The 16,328-nt window shown below is 43.5% G+C and carries 15 protein-coding genes; 9 read left to right on the forward strand and 6 right to left on the reverse strand.

What is annotated here, in order from left to right; translation table 11 throughout:
• The first annotated feature begins 7 nt into the window (after positions 1-7).
• The 4 genes from QZ106_RS01825 to secF all read left to right on the forward strand — a co-directional run bounded on the left by QZ106_RS01825 (position 8) and on the right by secF (position 6,516).
• The gene (locus QZ106_RS01825) at positions 8-3,175 is read left to right on the forward strand and encodes an efflux RND transporter permease subunit (protein ID WP_295973497.1); all 3,168 of its coding nucleotides are present in this window, start codon (positions 8-10) and stop codon (positions 3,173-3,175) included.
• 180 nt (positions 3,176-3,355) lie between these two features.
• Positions 3,356-3,655 (forward strand): preprotein translocase subunit YajC, encoded by a 300-nt coding sequence (yajC, locus tag QZ106_RS01830; RefSeq protein ID WP_005701087.1) that lies wholly within the window; start codon positions 3,356-3,358, stop codon positions 3,653-3,655.
• Positions 3,656-3,682: 27 nt separating this feature from the next.
• Positions 3,683-5,533 carry a protein translocase subunit SecD gene (gene secD / locus QZ106_RS01835; RefSeq protein ID WP_295973502.1) on the forward strand — a complete coding sequence of 617 codons (1,851 nt, stop codon included), beginning with the start codon at positions 3,683-3,685 and terminating at the stop codon, positions 5,531-5,533.
• 17 nt (positions 5,534-5,550) lie between these two features.
• Positions 5,551-6,516, forward strand: coding sequence for a protein translocase subunit SecF (secF, locus tag QZ106_RS01840; protein WP_295973504.1), 966 nt, complete (start codon positions 5,551-5,553; stop codon positions 6,514-6,516).
• A gap of 121 nt (positions 6,517-6,637) precedes the next feature.
• On the opposite strand, the gene artM is transcribed toward secF, so the two are convergent.
• Genes artM through artP form a run of 4 tightly spaced genes read right to left on the reverse strand, consistent with a single transcriptional unit; the run spans position 6,638 to position 9,462 of the window.
• Positions 6,638-7,315, reverse strand: coding sequence for an arginine ABC transporter permease ArtM (gene artM, locus QZ106_RS01845; RefSeq protein ID WP_295973506.1), 678 nt, complete (start codon positions 7,313-7,315; stop codon positions 6,638-6,640).
• Complete coding sequence (gene artQ, locus QZ106_RS01850) at positions 7,315-7,986, reverse strand: arginine ABC transporter permease ArtQ (RefSeq protein WP_295973508.1); 672 nt, start codon at positions 7,984-7,986, stop codon at positions 7,315-7,317. The genes artM and artQ overlap by 1 nt, the downstream gene beginning before the upstream one ends.
• Before the next feature lie 3 nt (positions 7,987-7,989).
• On the reverse strand, positions 7,990-8,709 hold the full coding sequence (locus QZ106_RS01855; RefSeq protein ID WP_295973509.1) for a lysine/arginine/ornithine ABC transporter substrate-binding protein: 720 nt from the start codon (positions 8,707-8,709) through the stop codon (positions 7,990-7,992).
• Positions 8,710-8,727: 18 nt separating this feature from the next.
• Positions 8,728-9,462 (reverse strand): arginine ABC transporter ATP-binding protein ArtP, encoded by a 735-nt coding sequence (gene artP, locus QZ106_RS01860; protein WP_295973513.1) that lies wholly within the window; start codon positions 9,460-9,462, stop codon positions 8,728-8,730.
• 190 nt (positions 9,463-9,652) lie between these two features.
• Between artP and folA the strand changes: the two genes are divergently transcribed.
• On the forward strand, positions 9,653-10,135 hold the full coding sequence (folA, locus tag QZ106_RS01865; protein WP_295973516.1) for a type 3 dihydrofolate reductase: 483 nt from the start codon (positions 9,653-9,655) through the stop codon (positions 10,133-10,135).
• A gap of 97 nt (positions 10,136-10,232) precedes the next feature.
• Here folA and QZ106_RS01870 read toward each other — a convergent pair whose 3' ends face one another.
• The gene (locus tag QZ106_RS01870) at positions 10,233-11,597 is read right to left on the reverse strand and encodes an L-serine ammonia-lyase (RefSeq protein WP_295973521.1); all 1,365 of its coding nucleotides are present in this window, start codon (positions 11,595-11,597) and stop codon (positions 10,233-10,235) included.
• A 172-nt stretch (positions 11,598-11,769) separates the two neighbouring features.
• Positions 11,770-12,273 (reverse strand): SprT family zinc-dependent metalloprotease, encoded by a 504-nt coding sequence (locus tag QZ106_RS01875; RefSeq protein WP_295973523.1) that lies wholly within the window; start codon positions 12,271-12,273, stop codon positions 11,770-11,772.
• Positions 12,274-12,614: 341 nt separating this feature from the next.
• On the opposite strand from QZ106_RS01875, the gene mraZ reads away from it, so the two are divergent.
• From mraZ to ftsI, 4 genes are all read left to right on the forward strand, one after another.
• A complete protein-coding gene (gene mraZ / locus QZ106_RS01880) occupies positions 12,615-13,073 on the forward strand; it encodes a division/cell wall cluster transcriptional repressor MraZ (protein ID WP_295973526.1) in 459 nt (152 codons plus the stop codon).
• Positions 13,074-13,175: 102 nt separating this feature from the next.
• Positions 13,176-14,144, forward strand: coding sequence for a 16S rRNA (cytosine(1402)-N(4))-methyltransferase RsmH (gene rsmH / locus QZ106_RS01885; RefSeq protein WP_295973528.1), 969 nt, complete (start codon positions 13,176-13,178; stop codon positions 14,142-14,144).
• Positions 14,144-14,461 (forward strand): cell division protein FtsL, encoded by a 318-nt coding sequence (gene ftsL, locus QZ106_RS01890; protein WP_295973531.1) that lies wholly within the window; start codon positions 14,144-14,146, stop codon positions 14,459-14,461. The genes rsmH and ftsL overlap by 1 nt, the downstream gene beginning before the upstream one ends.
• Positions 14,462-14,478: 17 nt before the next feature.
• Entirely contained in the window at positions 14,479-16,302 is a 1,824-nt protein-coding gene (gene ftsI / locus QZ106_RS01895) for a peptidoglycan glycosyltransferase FtsI (RefSeq protein ID WP_295973533.1), read from the forward strand.
• Positions 16,303-16,328 lie beyond the last annotated feature (26 nt).

A 16,328-nucleotide genomic window follows, 5' to 3' on the forward strand; every position in this document is an offset into this window, starting at 1 on the left:
AATACGAATGAAATTTACCGATATATTTATTCGACGTCCTGTTCTCGCAGTTTCGATTAGCCTGTTGATCATTATTTTAGGATTACAGGCGATTTCCAAACTGGCGGTGCGTGAATATCCTAAAATGACAACCACGGTAATCACCGTGACAACGGCATATCCCGGCGCAGATGCGAACTTGATTCAGGCGTTTGTGACCTCGAAAATTGAAGAAGCGGTCGCGCAGGCGGATAACGTGGACTATATGTCTTCTTCCAGTAGACCGAGCAGTTCTTCGATCACGGTGAAAATGAAATTAAATACCGACCCGAATGCCGCGCTTGCCGATGTGTTGGCGAAGGTGAATTCCGTACGTTCAGAGTTGCCAAGCGGAATTGAAGATCCGACGGTGACTTCTTCGACCGGTGGTTCGGGCATTATGTATATTAGTTTCCGTTCCAATAAGTTAGATGCAAGCCAAGTGACGGACTATATTCAACGTGTGGTAAAACCGCAGTTCTTTACCGTTGAAGGGGTGGCAAGCGTCGATATTTTCGGTGCATCCGAATATGCTCTGCGCATTTGGTTGGATCCGCAAAAAATGGCGGCACAAAACCTTTCTGCCACGCAAGTGATGTCTGCCTTATCCTCAAATAACGTGCAAACGGCTGCGGGTAACGACAACGGTTTTTACGTGGTGTACAAAAATAAAGTGGATACCACCACAAAATCCGTTGATGAATTAAGCAAACTGATTGTGTATTCCAGCGGTGATAAACTTGTCCGTTTACGCGATATTGCAGATATTGAATTGAATAAATCCAGCGATAACGCCCGTGCAGTGGCAAACGGTTCTGATTCCGTGGTGTTAGCAGTGAATCCGACGTCTTCGGCAAACCCGTTAACGGTGGCGGAAAAAATCCTGCCGCTGTATGAAAGCATTAAAAATAATTTGCCGGATGCGATTCAAACAGACATTTTATATGACCGTACTGTTGCCATTAATAACTCCATTGAAGAAGTGGTAAAAACTATCATTGAAGCGACAATTATCGTATTGGTGGTGATTACCATGTTTATCGGGTCCTTCCGTGCGATTTTAATTCCGGTCATTACCATTCCGATTTCCCTTATCGGGGTGATCATGATGTTGCAAACGTTGGATTTCTCCATCAACCTGATGACATTGCTGGCTTTAATTTTAGCAATCGGTTTGGTGGTGGATGATGCCATTGTGGTGTTGGAAAACGTTGACCGCCATATTAAGCTCGGTGAAACGCCATTCCGTGCAGCGATTATCGGTACGCGTGAAATTGCGGTGCCGGTCATTTCCATGACGATTGCGTTGATTGCAGTATATTCCCCGATGGCGTTAATGGGCGGCATTACCGGAACATTGTTTAAAGAGTTCGCCTTAACCCTTGCCGGTGCGGTATTTATTTCCGGTATTGTGGCGTTAACCCTTTCTCCGATGATGACCAGTAAATTACTTAAAGATCATTCGGCACCAAGCAAGTTGGAAGAGCGTGTTAACCGCACTTTAACCAAAGTGAACAATGCTTACGCTTATGTCTTGGATTTGGTGATGGCAAATCGTAAATGTATGTTGACATTTGCGGGCGTTATTTTTGCCACATTGCCGGTATTGTTTAATTCACTTTCCAGTGAACTTACACCGACAGAAGACAAAGGTGCATTCTTAGCCATCGGTTCTGCACCGTCTAACGTGAACGTCGATTATGTACAAGCGGCGATGGCACCGTATCAAAAAATGTTAACGGATACAGACGAAGTGCAATTTGCCATGAGTATTTCCGGTGTGCCAAGCACCAACCAATCTTTGAATGTTGTAACCTTGAAAGACTGGAAAGATCGTTCCAGAAGTCAGGCAAAAGTGTTGGAAGAGTTAAACAACAAAGCCAAGGCGATTCCGGAAGTGTCTGTCAGTGGTTTTGCTTTCCCCGAAATTGAAACCGGGGAACAAGGGCCACCGATTGGTTTTGTGATTAGTACGTCAAAAGGCTATGAAGATTTAGCGAATGTTGCCGGTAAATTCTTGGAAGCAATGCAGAAATCCGGCAAGTTCGTTTACTCGAGCTTAGATTTGAAATTCGACACGGCGCAAATGCACATCAAAATTGACCGTGAAAAAGCCGGTACTTACGGCATTACGATGAAACAAATCAGTGCAACGTTGGGCAGCTTCTTATCTGCGGCCACAGTTGAACGTGTGGATATTGACGGCCGTGCGTATAAAATTATTTCACAGGTAAAACGCGAAGATCGCTTATCTCCACAAAGTTGGGATAATTATTATGTTTCGGCAGCGAATGGCACCTCTGTTCCGCTAAGCAGTTTGGTGAGCATGACGTTAGAACCACAACCAAGCTCTTTGCCACGTTTCAGCCAGCTGAACTCGGCGGTGATCAGTGCGGTACCGATGCCGGGTTCTTCCATTGGGGATGCGATTCAATGGCTGAAAGACAGCTCAAAAGAATTATTACCGCAAGGTTATAACTACGACTTCAAAGGTGAAGCCCGTCAGTTGGTACAAGAGGGTAATGCGTTAGCCGTGACGTTCGTGTTGGCGGTAGTGATCATTTTCTTGGTGTTAGCAATTCAGTTTGAGTCTATTCGTGACCCGATGGTGATCATGATTTCCGTGCCGTTGGCGATCAGTGGTGCATTATTAGCTTTAAATACTCCAGGAGCTATTCAAGGGCTGTTAGGTATGCTAGGTCATGTTACAGGGATATCTTATTTTAATGAGTTATCAGGAAAAATTTCTGGAGAAGGTTCCACTCTAAATATTTATTCCCAAGTCGGCTTAATTACGTTGGTCGGATTAATCACCAAACACGGTATTTTAATGTGTGAAGTCGCAAAAGAAGAGCAGCTAAATCATGGTAAAAATCGTATTGAAGCCATTACTGAAGCCGCCAAAGTGCGTTTGCGTCCGATTCTGATGACCACTGCAGCGATGATTGCCGGCTTGGTTCCGTTACTTTATGCCACTGGTGCTGGGGCAGTTTCCCGTTTCAGTATGGGAATCGTGATTGTTTCAGGCTTGGCGGTTGGTACGTTGTTTACCCTGTTCGTGTTGCCGGTGATTTATTCTTACGTAGCAAGTGAACATAAACCGCTTCCGGAATTTGATGAAAACGTTAAACCGATTGAAGGTGAGATAAATCACTAATTCAAATCATCCGTAAAACAAACCGCACTTTTGAGCCGTATTGAGCTGTTCTAAGTGCGGTTCTTTTTTGTTTTATTTTTTCACATTTCAGCGGATTTATGATATTTTAACCGCCGATTTTAATCAGTTTATGGACGCTCCATTGCGTCTTCTCTTTTCATTAACTAAAAGGAAATTTGAATGGAAGCTCAACAAGGCAGCCCAATGTCAATGTTATTTATTTTCATCATCTTCGGATTGATTTTCTATTTCATGATTTATCGTCCGCAAGCGAAAAGAAATAAAGAACATAAAAAATTAATGTCCGAATTAACCAAAGGCACCGAAGTGTTAACCGCCGGCGGTATCATTGGTAAAATCACCAAAGTGCCTGAAAAAGGGGATGTTATTGTGATTGCGTTAAACGATAAAACTGAAATTACCATCAACCGCAATTACATTGCCGCCGTGTTACCAAAAGGCACAATCGAAACTCTTTAATCTATTCCTCAAGGGAACAAGAAAGCTATGTTAAATCGTTACCCTTTATGGAAGAATCTAATGGTGATCTTTTTGGTCGCCATTGGTGTTTTATACGCTCTTCCAAATCTTTACGGTGAAGATCCTGCCGTACAAATCTCAGGAACTCGTGGTCAGGAAGCCGATTCCGGTGTCTTAAGCGAAGTTCAAACCGTCCTAAAAGACAATCATCTGACAACCAAATCTGTCGTGTTGGAAAACGGCTCTATTTTAGTGCGTTTCGACAATACCGATGCGCAATTACTCGCCAAAGATAAAATCACCGAAAAATTAGGGACAAATTATTCTGTTGCGTTAAACCTTGCACCGGCAACACCAAAATGGCTAAGTAGCATTGGTGGCAACCCGATGAAATGGGGCTTGGATTTGCGTGGTGGTGTACGTTTTCTGATGGAAGTGGATATGAACTCCGCGCTAAGCAAACGTCAGGAACAACTACAGGATTCCTTACGTACCGAATTGCGCAAAGAGAAGTATCAATATAGCGCCATTAAGTCAGCAGAGAATTTTTCCACAATAGTCACATTGGCGAATCCGGATCAGTTATCTGATGCACAGCGTTATTTACGCAAACAGCATCCAACCCTAGACATTCGTGCGATTTCTGATAATACGCTGTCTTTGGCGTTATCTGATGCGGCATTAAACGAAGCCCGTGAAAGCGCGATTGAACAAAACTTAAGTATTTTGCGTAAACGTGTCACCGAACTGGGCGTAGCTGAAGCCGTGATTCAACGCCAAGGCGCAGAACGTATCGTGGTTGAATTGCCGGGTGTGCAAGACACTGCCCGCGCAAAAGAAATTCTGGGTGCAACGGCGACCCTTGAATTCCGCTTAGTCAATGGCAACGCCAACTTAGATGCGGCAGCTCGTGGCATGGTGACTTCTGATTCTGAAGTGAAATATGACAGAAACAATCGCCCTATCGTGCTGTATAAACGCGCTGTATTAGGTGGTGAACACATTACCAACGCCAGTTCAGGTGTGGATCAAAATACCTCCAGACCGCAAGTCAGCGTCACCTTGGACAGCGAAGGTGGTGAAATCATGTCGCAAACGACGCGTGCCAATATCCAAAAACCGATGGCAACGTTGTATGTAGAATATAAAGACAGCGGCAAAAAAGATGAAAATGGCAAAACCATTTTGCAAAAACACGAGGAAGTGATTAACGTCGCCACCATTCAAGGGCGTTTCGGTAGTCAATTCCAAATTACCGGCATTGACTCTCCGGCAGAAGCACAAAATCTTGCTGTGTTGCTTCGTTCTGGTGCGTTAATTGCGCCGATTCAAATTGTGGAAGAACGTACCATCGGTCCGTCTCTTGGTGCACAAAACGTCGAACAAGGTTTGCAAGCAAGTTTCTGGGGATTGATGGTGGTTGTGGTCTTTATGATCATTTACTATCGTAAATTCGGTATCATTGCGGACATCGCTTTAATTGCTAACATTGTTTTATTGGTTGGGTTAATGTCCTTATTACCGGGCGCTACGCTTACCATGCCGGGGATTGCCGGTATCGTGCTGGCGGTTGGGATGTCTGTGGATGCGAACGTGTTGATCTTTGAGCGGATTAAAGAAGAGATTCGCAATGGTCGTCCGATTCAACAAGCCATTAACGAAGGTTATAACGGTGCATTCAGTTCTATCTTTGATGCGAACTTAACCACCATTTTGACTGCGGTGGCACTCTACGCCGTGGGGACAGGTCCAATTAAAGGCTTCGCAATCACCTTATCTTTAGGGATTGCTATCTCAATGTTTACCGCAATCACCGGAACACGCGCAATCGTGAATTTCTTATACGGCGGCAAACGAATTGATAAATTATCAATTTAACGGTGAGGAAATATATTGTGAATTTAGAAAATAGAAGTCAGCCAATTAAAGAAATTCAAGGCATTAAACTCCCTTTCCGTTTAGTGGAATTCATGAAATTCCGTATGTGGGGCTACCTTGCTTCCGTCATCATTATCGCGGTTTCATTATTCTTTGTGTTTACTAAAGGTTTCAACTGGGGCTTAGATTTTACCGGTGGCGTGGTGGTAGATACCCACTTCTCCCAACCGGCGGATTTGGAAAAAATCCGTTCTACGTTGGTGCAAAACGGCATTGAGAGTCCACTGGTGCAAACCACCGGCGGTGTGCGTGATGTGATGATTCGCCTACCGGCAACCGATGATGCGCAAATCGGCGATCACGTCAAAAAAATGCTTAATACCTTGGATAGTGATATTCAAATTCGTTCCATTGAGTTTGTTGGGCCGAACGTTGGGGAAGAATTAACCCAAGGGGCCATTTACGCCACCTTAGCCACCCTCATTATGCTCTTGCTTTATGTGGGCATGCGTTTTGAATGGCGTTTAGCCACCGGCGGTGTGCTTTCTTTAGCGCACGACGTAATTGTTACCCTAGGGGCATTTTCTTACTTACAAATCGAAATGGATTTAACCTTTATTGCGGCGATCCTTTCCGTGGTAGGTTATTCGTTAAACGACAGTATCGTGGTGTTCGACCGTGTGCGTGAAAACTTCCGTAAAATCAGACGGGTTTCTGCCATCGACATTATCGATATTTCCTTAACTCAAACCCTATCCCGTACTATTATGACATCGGTCACCACGTTGATTGTCGTTATCGCCCTCTTCATCTTCGGCGGTCCGACAATTCATAGCTTCTCGCTAGCCTTGCTCATCGGGATCGGATTCGGTACCTATTCTTCCATCTTCATTGCGATTGCTATCGCCTATGACTTAGGTTTAACCCGTGAACACATGGTTCAACCGAAAGTGAATAAAGATGATATTGATGAAATGCCGTAATTGAGCATTAAGAAAAGGCGCTAAAAAGAAGCCCCTCGACGGTTAGTTGAGGGGCTTCTTGCGTATTAAGCAGTTTTGAGTTTAGGAATTACGTTAATAGATTTCATTGAAACGGTTGACGCTATTGAGATTCAAAACGCTCGAATGCCAGCACTTTATTTTCGACTTTGCGTAACACTAATGTGGCGATACCGGTAATCAGTAAATAGATACCGCCGGCGATACCATAGATGGTCAACGCATCATATTCTGTGCCGTAAAGTTGGCGGGCATATCCCATGATGTCCATAATGGTAATGGTTGATGCCAACGATGTACCTTTAAATACCAAAATAATTTCATTGGTATAAGAGGGTAATGCACGTTTAAGGGCGTATGGAATCAAAATTTTGAGTGTTTGCACGCGTGACAATCCTAATGCAGCACAACTTTCCCATTGACCTTTTGGAATGGCTTTGACGGCCCCATAAAAAAGCTGAGTAGAGTAAGCCGCACTATTTAATGCTAAGGCTAGCATAGCGCAAAACCAGGCATTGGAAAGCAAGGACCAAAGTGGACTTTGCGTAATAAATTCAAATTGCCCCGGGCCACTATAAATTAAAAATATCTGAATAAGTAGAGGCGTGCCGGTAAATAAAACAAGATAAAAATTCACCGCACTTTTTATCCAACGATTCCCCATGGCAAGGATAAACGTGAAGAGTAACGCCAATAAAAAGGCGATTAATAAAGAGGCGAAAGTGAGCAATAAACTCGTTGGAATGCCCTGAGCAATCACCGATAAATAGTCTTCAAACATTATGCATTCCCTCGCTCAAATCGAGTAAATCGTCTTTCTAATTTACGAATCGCAACTTGGCTGACAAGGGTTACCGCTAAATAAACTAGCGCCGCAATGCCGTACCAAGTAAAAGGCTGATGTGTATTGGTGTTAATCAATCCCGCTTGGCGCATTAAATCATCGACGCCAATTAGCGAAACAAGTGCGGTGTCTTTTAACAACACAAGCCATTGATTGCTTAGCCCCGGCAAAGCATGACGCCATACCTGTGGCATGATGAGGTGAATAAAGGTATAAGGACGACTTAACCCCAGCGCCATACCCGATTCCCATTGCCCTTTGGGAATGGCTTGAATAGCGCCTCGTAAGGTTTGGGAAGCGTAAGCGGCAAAAATCAGGGATAAAGCAAATACACCACAACCGAAGGCACCAAATTCAATATATTCACCGGTTAATAATTCTACGATTTCCGTTGAGCCGAAATAAATCAATAAAACGACCAAAATTTCAGGTAAACCACGCAATAACATCACCAAAACAGAGGTTGTTCTGGCAATGATCGGGTATTTATTGGACTCAAGTGCGGTGAATAAAATACTTAAAATTAAACCGACGATGAGCGAACAAACAGCAAGCCCTAAGGTCGTTAGGGCTGCATGAAAAATTAACGCGAGATAATCATAAAACATAAATTATTTTGTCATCCATTTATCATAGATTTTTTGGTATTCACCACTGGCTTTGATGGCATCTAACCCTTTGTTTAAGTTATCTAATAATTCTTTAGAGGATTTATTGACGGCAATACCTAAGCCATTACCAAAATATTTTTTGTTGGTCACTTTCTCACCGACAAATTGGATTTCCGGTTCTTTTGTGATCATATCGGCAAGCACGGCTGTATCGCCAAAAATCACGTCAATACGTCCATTTTTTAAATCCAAAACCGCATCTTGTAAGCTGGCATAGGCTTTGATGTCATATTGTTTTGTTTCTGCCGCTGTGTATTGTTGGAAGGTGGTACCGTTTTGTACCCCTACATTTTTCGCTTTGGTTAAATCGCCTTTGCCTGTTAATGCAACGTAGCTTGCCGAGCTGTCGTAGTAAGGTTGAGAAAAGGCAACTTGTTTCGCACGTGCATCCGTAATATCAATGGCGGAAATGGACGCGTCAAAACGTTTTGCTTTTAAACTTGGAATCAACGCATCGAATGCTTGGCTTTTAAAGTGGCAGGTCGCTTGAATTTGTTGACAAACGGCATTGGCGATATCCACGTCAAAGCCAATGATTTCGCCTTTTTCGTTGGTGGTTTCAAATGGCGGATAGCTTGGTTCCATTGCAAAAGTGATTTCTTGTGCGTTGGCGGCAAGTGCGGTGCCGACGAGTAGGGCGGTTAAAAGTAATTTTTTCATGATGTTTCTCCTTCTAGATTAAATGTTGTGTGATAAATAGTGTTTAAACTGTTCGGTTTTAGGTTGTTCAAAGCAACTGTTGTCGCCCATTTCGATAATATGGCCTCGTTCCATGTACACGACTTTGGTCGCCACTTTTTTCGCAACATTCACTTCGTGGGTGACAATCACTTGGGTAATGCCTGTTTGTTGCAATTCCTCAATAATAGAGACGATTTGCGCGGTAATTTCCGGATCCAGCGCGGCTGTCGGCTCATCAAATAACAACACTTGCGGTTTCATCATTAATGCGCGCGCAATAGCCACACGCTGTTGTTGACCGCCGGATAAATGGAGCGGAAAACGCGCTGCGTGTTCTGCCAAACGTAAACGTTGTAATAATTCCATCGCCTGTTGTTTGGCTTCCGTTTCACTTGTGCCAAGAATTTTCATCGGCGCTTCAATGAGGTTTTGCAACACGGTCATGTGCGGCCATAAGTGATACTGTTGAAAGACCATGCCGACATCACGACGTAGTTGGCGAATTTGTTTCGGATCATTATTGGCGGACAAATCAAATTGATTATTGGCAATGCTCAATTCGCCCGATTGTGGCACTTCCAGCAAATTTAGCGTGCGAATTAAGGTGCTTTTGCCGGCACCGCTTGGGCCTAATAGCACCACCACATCGCCGTCATCGGCGGTTAAATTAATATCGAATAAGGCTTGATTGGCGCCATAGAAAAAATTCAGGTTTTTAACACTAATTGTCATTGTGACTTCTGCTCTTGTATCAAATCATTGTTGGAATGAAAATATATTATTATTTTGTGCATAATTATGCAATGGGTTTATGCATAATTTTATTCGGTGATGATTCTCTTTTTTTGTTGACAATAACCGCAAAGGCAATGATAAAATTATGCTATAGTATCCGCCTTATTAAATTGAGGAATAAATCACTATGACATTAAGTCTCATTGTGGCCATGACAAAAAATCATGTGATCGGGCAAGAGAACAAAATGCCGTGGCATTTGCCGGCAGATTTGGCGTGGTTTCGTCAAAATACCTTAGGAAAACCTGTGATTATGGGACGAAAAACCTTTGAAAGCATTGGCCGCCCGTTACCCAAGCGAACTAATATCGTGTTGTCTCGCCAACCCTTTATTCATGAAGGCGTGCTGTGGAAAGACAGTATGGAAAGTGCGGTCGATTTTGCAGGTGATTCTCAAGAACTGATGATCATTGGCGGCGGGCAGCTTTTTAAACAAGCGCTACCTTTGGCAAACCGTTTATATTTAACGGAAATTCAAACGGAATTGGCGGGTGACACGTTTTTCCCACAGATTGCATATGACGAATGGGAGATTGAGTTTGAACAATGGCGACCTGCCGATGAGCAGAACCCCTATGATTGCCGTTCTTTAATTTTACGGCGGAAATAACGAAAAACGGGTTTAAACGAGACGATTTAAATCTCCTTAATCGCGAAAGGGAAAACACCAGAAAAAACGACCGCACTTTTATGCGATCGTTTTTTTGTTATGAACAGATGACTTTAATGGCCAAGCCGCCTGTGGCGGTTTCGCGGTATTTCGCATTCATGTCTTTCCCGGTTTCATACATGGTTTCAATCACTTTATCCAAACTCACGCGTGGGCTGGTGGTACGACGTAAAGCCATGCGACTGGCGTTAATGGCTTTCACCGAAGCGATAGCGTTGCGCTCAATGCAAGGCACTTGAACTTGTCCGCCAACCGGATCACAGGTGAGTCCCAGATTGTGTTCCATGGCGATTTCTGCGGCGATACACACTTGTTCCGGGCTGCCGCCAAGGATTTCCGATAAACCGGCGGCTGCCATGGAGCAAGCGACACCCACTTCGCCCTGACAGCCGACTTCTGCGCCGGAAATAGAGGCGTTCATTTTATATAACGATCCGATCACGCTACAGGTTAATAAATAACGTTCAACAATTTCATCGGTCAATGCGCCGACAAATTTTTCGTAATAAGCCAGCACCGCCGGCACGATGCCGCAAGCGCCGTTTGTCGGTGCGGTAACGACGCGTCCGCCTGCGGCATTTTCTTCATTGACGGCTAACGCAAACATATTGATCCAGTCAATTACCCGCATCGGATCGTTAGATAATTCGTTGTTCGCTTTTAGCATTCGATATAAGGTCGCTGCGCGTCGAGCAACTTTTAATGGCCCCGGCAAGACGCCTTCCGTATGCAAACCACGATGAATACAGGCTTTCATGGTTTGCCACACTTGGTGTAAATGATTCTCCAGTTCCGCTTTACTGTGTAACGCCAGTTCATTTTTCATCACTAAACTGGACAGAGAAAGACCGCTTTCTTGGCAATGGCGTAAAATATCCGCTGCATTTGTATAAGGGTAAGGCACGTCGATTTGATGTTCTTCTTGTTGGTTAAAATGCGCTTCATCCACAATAAAACCGCCACCAATGGAGTAATACGTTTGTTTATACAACACCGCGGTGTCGGCTAATGCCGTAATGGTCATGCCGTTTTCGTGTAAGGGCAAAAAGGTTTTATGAAAAATCATGTCCGTTGCCGGATCGAAGTTAGCTACTTGTTTGCCCTCAGCTAAAGGCAATTTAGCGGTTTTATTTACCTTGGTAATAAAACCGGGAATCGCTTCAATATCTACGTTATGAGGTAAGTAGCCGGCTAATCCCATGATAATCGCAATATCGGTGCTGTGGCCGAAGCCGGTCATGGATAACGAACCGTAAACATCCACTTGAATGTGTGTGACCTTTTCCAGCAAGTGGCGCTCAATCAAATCATCAATAAATTGTTTACCGGCTTTCATCGGGCCAACCGTGTGCGAACTGGAGGGGCCGATACCGATTTTAAACATGTCAAAAACGCTAATCATCTTTTACTTATTACCCTCGCTGACGAGGTGAAATCGTCGGGCGTGTTTGTTTGAATCAGGTTAAAGGATGCGCATTCTACGCTTATTTTTAAAATAATCCATAGCGCAACACGAGGGATCACAACGGTGCGTATCGCAACCTAAAATGAACAATGTGCGCTCAGGTTTTATGTTAATCATCGACAAAATTCAGCTGTGTTTTACATTTGCGGCAAAAATAGACCGCACTTTCACGTTGGATCTTATTGTGTCGTCGAATGGTTAATTGGTGCGTTTGACAGGCGCAGCGGTAAGTGAAGGTTTTGCCTTGGACGGAAGAGAGATCAAACTGATGGCAGGTATCGGCCGGTAAATGAAAAATCTCATTCATGACAAATCGCCATTCTTTGCCGTGCGGCTGAACATGACCGAAATATTGATAAACAACGAGATGAGCGAGTTCATGTAAGGAGACCTGCTGAATGAATTCTTTCGGATTTTCTAACATCAAAGTGCGGTTAAAACTGATGGCGTTTTTTTGTAAATAAGCGACACCGGCTTTTATTCCTCTTAACTCATAATGAATTTGCGGAAAATGAAAAGGGTGTTTGAAGTAGTCTTCCGCCAACTGCATACCATAATGCAGGCGGCGGAGAATTTGCATTTTTATCATGCGAAAATGATGTTCTGTTTGCATAACATAAAGTGTTGATGGTGGTTTTTATCCGCTGATCTGTGTTAAACGCAAAAGGGCGTTTGTGGCTACGTTGAATACCTCATAACAATATACCTTTAACGCCATGCTGTCATGCGTTCCGATGGATAAAATCGGGTAAGAACGGAGATAGACGAACGAGCGTATAAAAATTTGAAGAGAGAGGTCACAGAAGCCATGAAACCGCTTGCAACTTAATTAAACAAATAATAAACTTAGCTCAAAGTGGTGAAAAGTGTTTTTTTGTGGTGAATTTTGGATCAAAATCCCAAATTCTAAGCAAATAAACCGAACACCGATAAAGAAAATAAAAGGTGAATTTCATGTTTCGTGGAGCGTCGGCAGTCAATTTAGATGCGAAGGGTAGGCTTGCTATCCCGACCCGCTATCGCGCCGAGCTTTTGGAACAAAATCAAGGGCAAATGGTTTGCACCGTGGATATTCGTCAACCTTGTTTATTACTTTATCCTCTCCAAGAATGGGAGATAATTGAACAAAAACTGCTTGAACTTTCCAACTTTGACCCCGTACAACGCAGCCTACAGCGAGTGATGTTGGGATACGCAACGGAGTGTGAATTAGACAGTGCCGGTCGAATTTTGATCAGCGGTCCGTTGCGCCAACACGCTAAATTGGAAAAGTCCATTATGTTGGTCGGGCAGTTGAATAAATTTGAAATTTGGAGCGAAGCTGAATGGCAAGCCCAAGTGGAACAAGATATGGCGCTGGGTGCAACAGAAACCTTTGCGCTATCGGAAAAATTAAAAACGCTGTCATTATAAGAGTCAAACTCAAGGAACAGCGGCACTAGCAAAGATAAGCGGCGATTATGCCGCTCTATCTTCTTTTTAGATTGTAACTTTATGTACCCTTGGTAGTCATGTATGGCCCTTTTAAATACATTTTCGTCAGCTGAACATTCAACCGTTTTGTTATATGAAACCGTTGAAGGATTGGCATTGAAAGAAAATGGCATTTACATTGATGGGACATTCGGTCGAGGCGGACATTCCCGCTTAATCCTCTCCAAGTTAGCTGACAATGGCAAATTAATTGCCATTGATCGCGATCCTAAAGCTGTCGCAGAAGCCAAAAAAATTCAAGATCCACGTTTTCACATTGAACACAATACCTTTTCTGAAATTTTACCGATTTGTGAAAAATTAGGTTTAGTTGGCAAAATTGACGGGATTTTGCTTGATCTTGGCGTGTCTTCTCCGCAATTAGACGATGCCGAGCGTGGCTTCAGTTTTATGAAAGACGGGCCGTTAGATATGCGTATGGATAACAGTCAAGGATTGTCTGCGGCTGAGTGGTTACAGCAGGTTTCAGAACAGGATTTGGCATGGGTGTTAAAAACCTTTGGTGAAGAGCGTTTTGCAAAGAAAATCGCCAAAGCCATTGTCGATTACAATAAAAGTGCGGTGCAAAATGGCGGTGAATGTTTAACGCGTACCTTGCAGCTTGCTGAATTAATTGCGCAAACCGTGCCATTTAAAGATAAACATAAACATCCGGCAACCCGCAGTTTTCAAGCGATCCGTATTTTTATCAATGCCGAGTTAGATGAATTGGAAAAAGTGTTAGCCTCCGCATTAGCCGTGTTGGCGCCGGGGGGGCGTTTATCGATTATCAGTTTTCATTCATTGGAAGATCGCATGGTGAAGCATTTTATGCGTAAACAAAGCCAAGGCGAAGATATTCCGAAAGGTTTGCCACTGCGCGAAGACCAAATTCAACGTAATCAAACCTTAAAAGTGATTGGCAAAGCGATTATGCCTAGCGATGACGAGATTGCCCAAAATCCACGCGCGAGAAGTGCGGTGTTACGTGTTGCAGAGAGATTGAGCTGATGTTAGAAAATAATGACAGATACCCGTTGCAAGAGATCATCATCGAAGACTTGTTTACGTCTAATAAACTCGTGCTGATCTTGTTATTCGCCATTACCGCCAGCGCCCTTGGAACGGTTTGGATTACACATCAAACCCGTGGTTTGGTGGCGGAAAAAGGGGAATTGGTTTTGCAGCATCAAGCGCTTGAAAATGAGTTTTTAAATTTAAAATTAGAAGAAGCGACACTCAGCGATAACACGAGAATAGAAGCCATTGCCAAACAATTAGGTATGCAACGTGCCACATCAGAGCAAGAAGTCGTTATTCTTGAATAGTATGGAATGTGAGAGATATGGTGAAGTTTAATAAATCCTCTAAGTTACCTAAGCCCAAAAAAGCCACAAAAGGGACATCTCATAGCAGTTCTGCGGTTAAGCCGAATAAACCGAAGGTTGTTTATGAAAAAAGCTTTTTACAAGCCCGTTATATTTCGGTGTTAAGCCTAATTCTTTTGGGATTAATCGCACTGGTTAGCCAAGCTGCCTATGTTCAAATCGTCAATGCCGATTCATTAATCGATGAAGCGGATAAACGTTCTTTGCGCAAACAAGAAATTCAGTTTGTACGTGGTTCTATTTTAGATCGTAACGGTCAACTGTTGTCTGTTAGCGTGCCGATGTATTCTGTCGTTGCCGATCCGAAATTTATCTTTGATGAAAATGCGCTGAAAGATAAAGAACGCTGGCAAAAATTGGCAGAAGCCTTGGGGATTTCTTATAGCAATTTGGTTAAACGGATAGAAAAAGATCCGAAATCTCGCTTTGTGTATTTATCTCGTCAAATTTCACCGACCCTTGCACAATATGTAAAAGAGTTAAAAATTACCGGCATCGTTTTGAAATCGGAAGCGCGACGTTTTTATCCTCGTGTGGAAGAAACTGCCCATTTGATTGGTTATACCAATATTGATGGCACAGGTATTGAAGGCATTGAAAAAAGCTTCGATTCCATGTTGGTGGGTAAATCCGGTTCCATGACATATCGTAAAGATAGATTCGGTAACATTGTTGAAAATATTTCCGATGTGAAGAAATATGATGCGCAAGACGTGACCTTGAGCATTGATGAAAAATTACAATCCATGGTTTACCGTGAAATTAAGAAAGCGGTTGCCGAGAATAAAGCGGAATCCGGTACGGCGGTGTTGGTGGACGTGCGCACCGGTGAAGTTTTAGCAATGGCAAATGCTCCTTCTTATAACCCGAATAATCGTGTGGGAGTAAAATCCGAGTTAATGCGTAATCGCGCGATTACCGATACCTTTGAGCCGGGTTCTACTGTAAAACCGTTCGTGGTTTTAACCGCACTTCAACGTGGCGTAGTACGTCGTGATGAAATTATTAATACCGGCCCGTTAATCTTGAACGGCCATGAAGTCAAAGACGTAGCACCACGTGATCAATTAAGTTTAGATGGCATTTTAGAAAACTCCAGTAACCGCGGTGTGAGCCGTTTAGCGTTACGTATGCCGCCGAGTGCTTTGATGGAAACCTATCAAAATGCCGGTTTGGGCAAACCGACAGATTTAGGATTGATTGGCGAACAATCCGGTTTATTGAATGCCAATCGGGCTCGTTGGTCTGATATTGAGCGTGCTAACGTAGCCTATGGTTATGGTTTGAATGCAACGCCATTACAAATTGCTCGTGCTTATGTCACTTTAGGTAGCTTTGGTATTTATCGCCCGCTTTCTATTACTAAAGTGGATCCACCTGTCGTGGGACAACGTGTGTTCTCTGAAAAAATTACACGTGAAGTTGTCAACATGATGGAAAAAGTCGCGATTAAAAATGGCCGTGCGATGGTCGAAGGCTATCGTGTCGGGATTAAAACCGGTACGGCGAAGAAATTGGAAAATGGCCGCTATGTAGATAAATACGTGGCTTATACCGCAGGTATCGCACCAATTACCGACCCACGTTATGCTTTGGTGGTACTAATTAATGATCCGAAAGCAGGGCAGTACTATGGTGGTGCAATTTCCGCACCGGTATTTTCCAGCATCATGAGCTATGCGTTGCGTAGCAACAATGTACCGCCGGATGGCGTTGAAACGGATAAAACAACAAAACGCACTGTTCGTTTGAGTAGCAAAAAGTCAAGTGAAGTCAACTAAATTAGACATAAAGTGCGGTGCGTAAA

This window comes from uncultured Aggregatibacter sp., from assembly GCF_901873365.1.
GTDB lineage: Bacteria > Pseudomonadota > Gammaproteobacteria > Enterobacterales > Pasteurellaceae > Aggregatibacter.

Bases quoted from the DNA above. Each gene is read 5' to 3' on its own strand.
- QZ106_RS01875 (WP_295973523.1), bottom strand. From the start codon at position 12,273: ATGCAAACAGAACATCATTTTCGCATGATAAAAATGCAAATTCTCCGC.
- secD (WP_295973502.1), top strand. From the start codon at position 3,683: ATGTTAAATCGTTACCCTTTATGGAAGAATCTAATGGTGATCTTTTTG.
- ftsI (WP_295973533.1), top strand. From the start codon at position 14,479: ATGGTGAAGTTTAATAAATCCTCTAAGTTACCTAAGCCCAAAAAAGCC.
- rsmH (WP_295973528.1), top strand. From the start codon at position 13,176: ATGGCCCTTTTAAATACATTTTCGTCAGCTGAACATTCAACCGTTTTG.
- artP (WP_295973513.1), bottom strand. From the start codon at position 9,462: ATGACAATTAGTGTTAAAAACCTGAATTTTTTCTATGGCGCCAATCAA.
- artQ (WP_295973508.1), bottom strand. From the start codon at position 7,986: ATGTTTTATGATTATCTCGCGTTAATTTTTCATGCAGCCCTAACGACC.
- artM (WP_295973506.1), bottom strand. From the start codon at position 7,315: ATGTTTGAAGACTATTTATCGGTGATTGCTCAGGGCATTCCAACGAGT.
- mraZ (WP_295973526.1), top strand. From the start codon at position 12,615: ATGTTTCGTGGAGCGTCGGCAGTCAATTTAGATGCGAAGGGTAGGCTT.
- QZ106_RS01855 (WP_295973509.1), bottom strand. From the start codon at position 8,709: ATGAAAAAATTACTTTTAACCGCCCTACTCGTCGGCACCGCACTTGCC.
- QZ106_RS01870 (WP_295973521.1), bottom strand. From the start codon at position 11,597: ATGATTAGCGTTTTTGACATGTTTAAAATCGGTATCGGCCCCTCCAGT.
- folA (WP_295973516.1), top strand. From the start codon at position 9,653: ATGACATTAAGTCTCATTGTGGCCATGACAAAAAATCATGTGATCGGG.
- ftsL (WP_295973531.1), top strand. From the start codon at position 14,144: ATGTTAGAAAATAATGACAGATACCCGTTGCAAGAGATCATCATCGAA.
- yajC (WP_005701087.1), top strand. From the start codon at position 3,356: ATGGAAGCTCAACAAGGCAGCCCAATGTCAATGTTATTTATTTTCATC.
- QZ106_RS01825 (WP_295973497.1), top strand. From the start codon at position 8: ATGAAATTTACCGATATATTTATTCGACGTCCTGTTCTCGCAGTTTCG.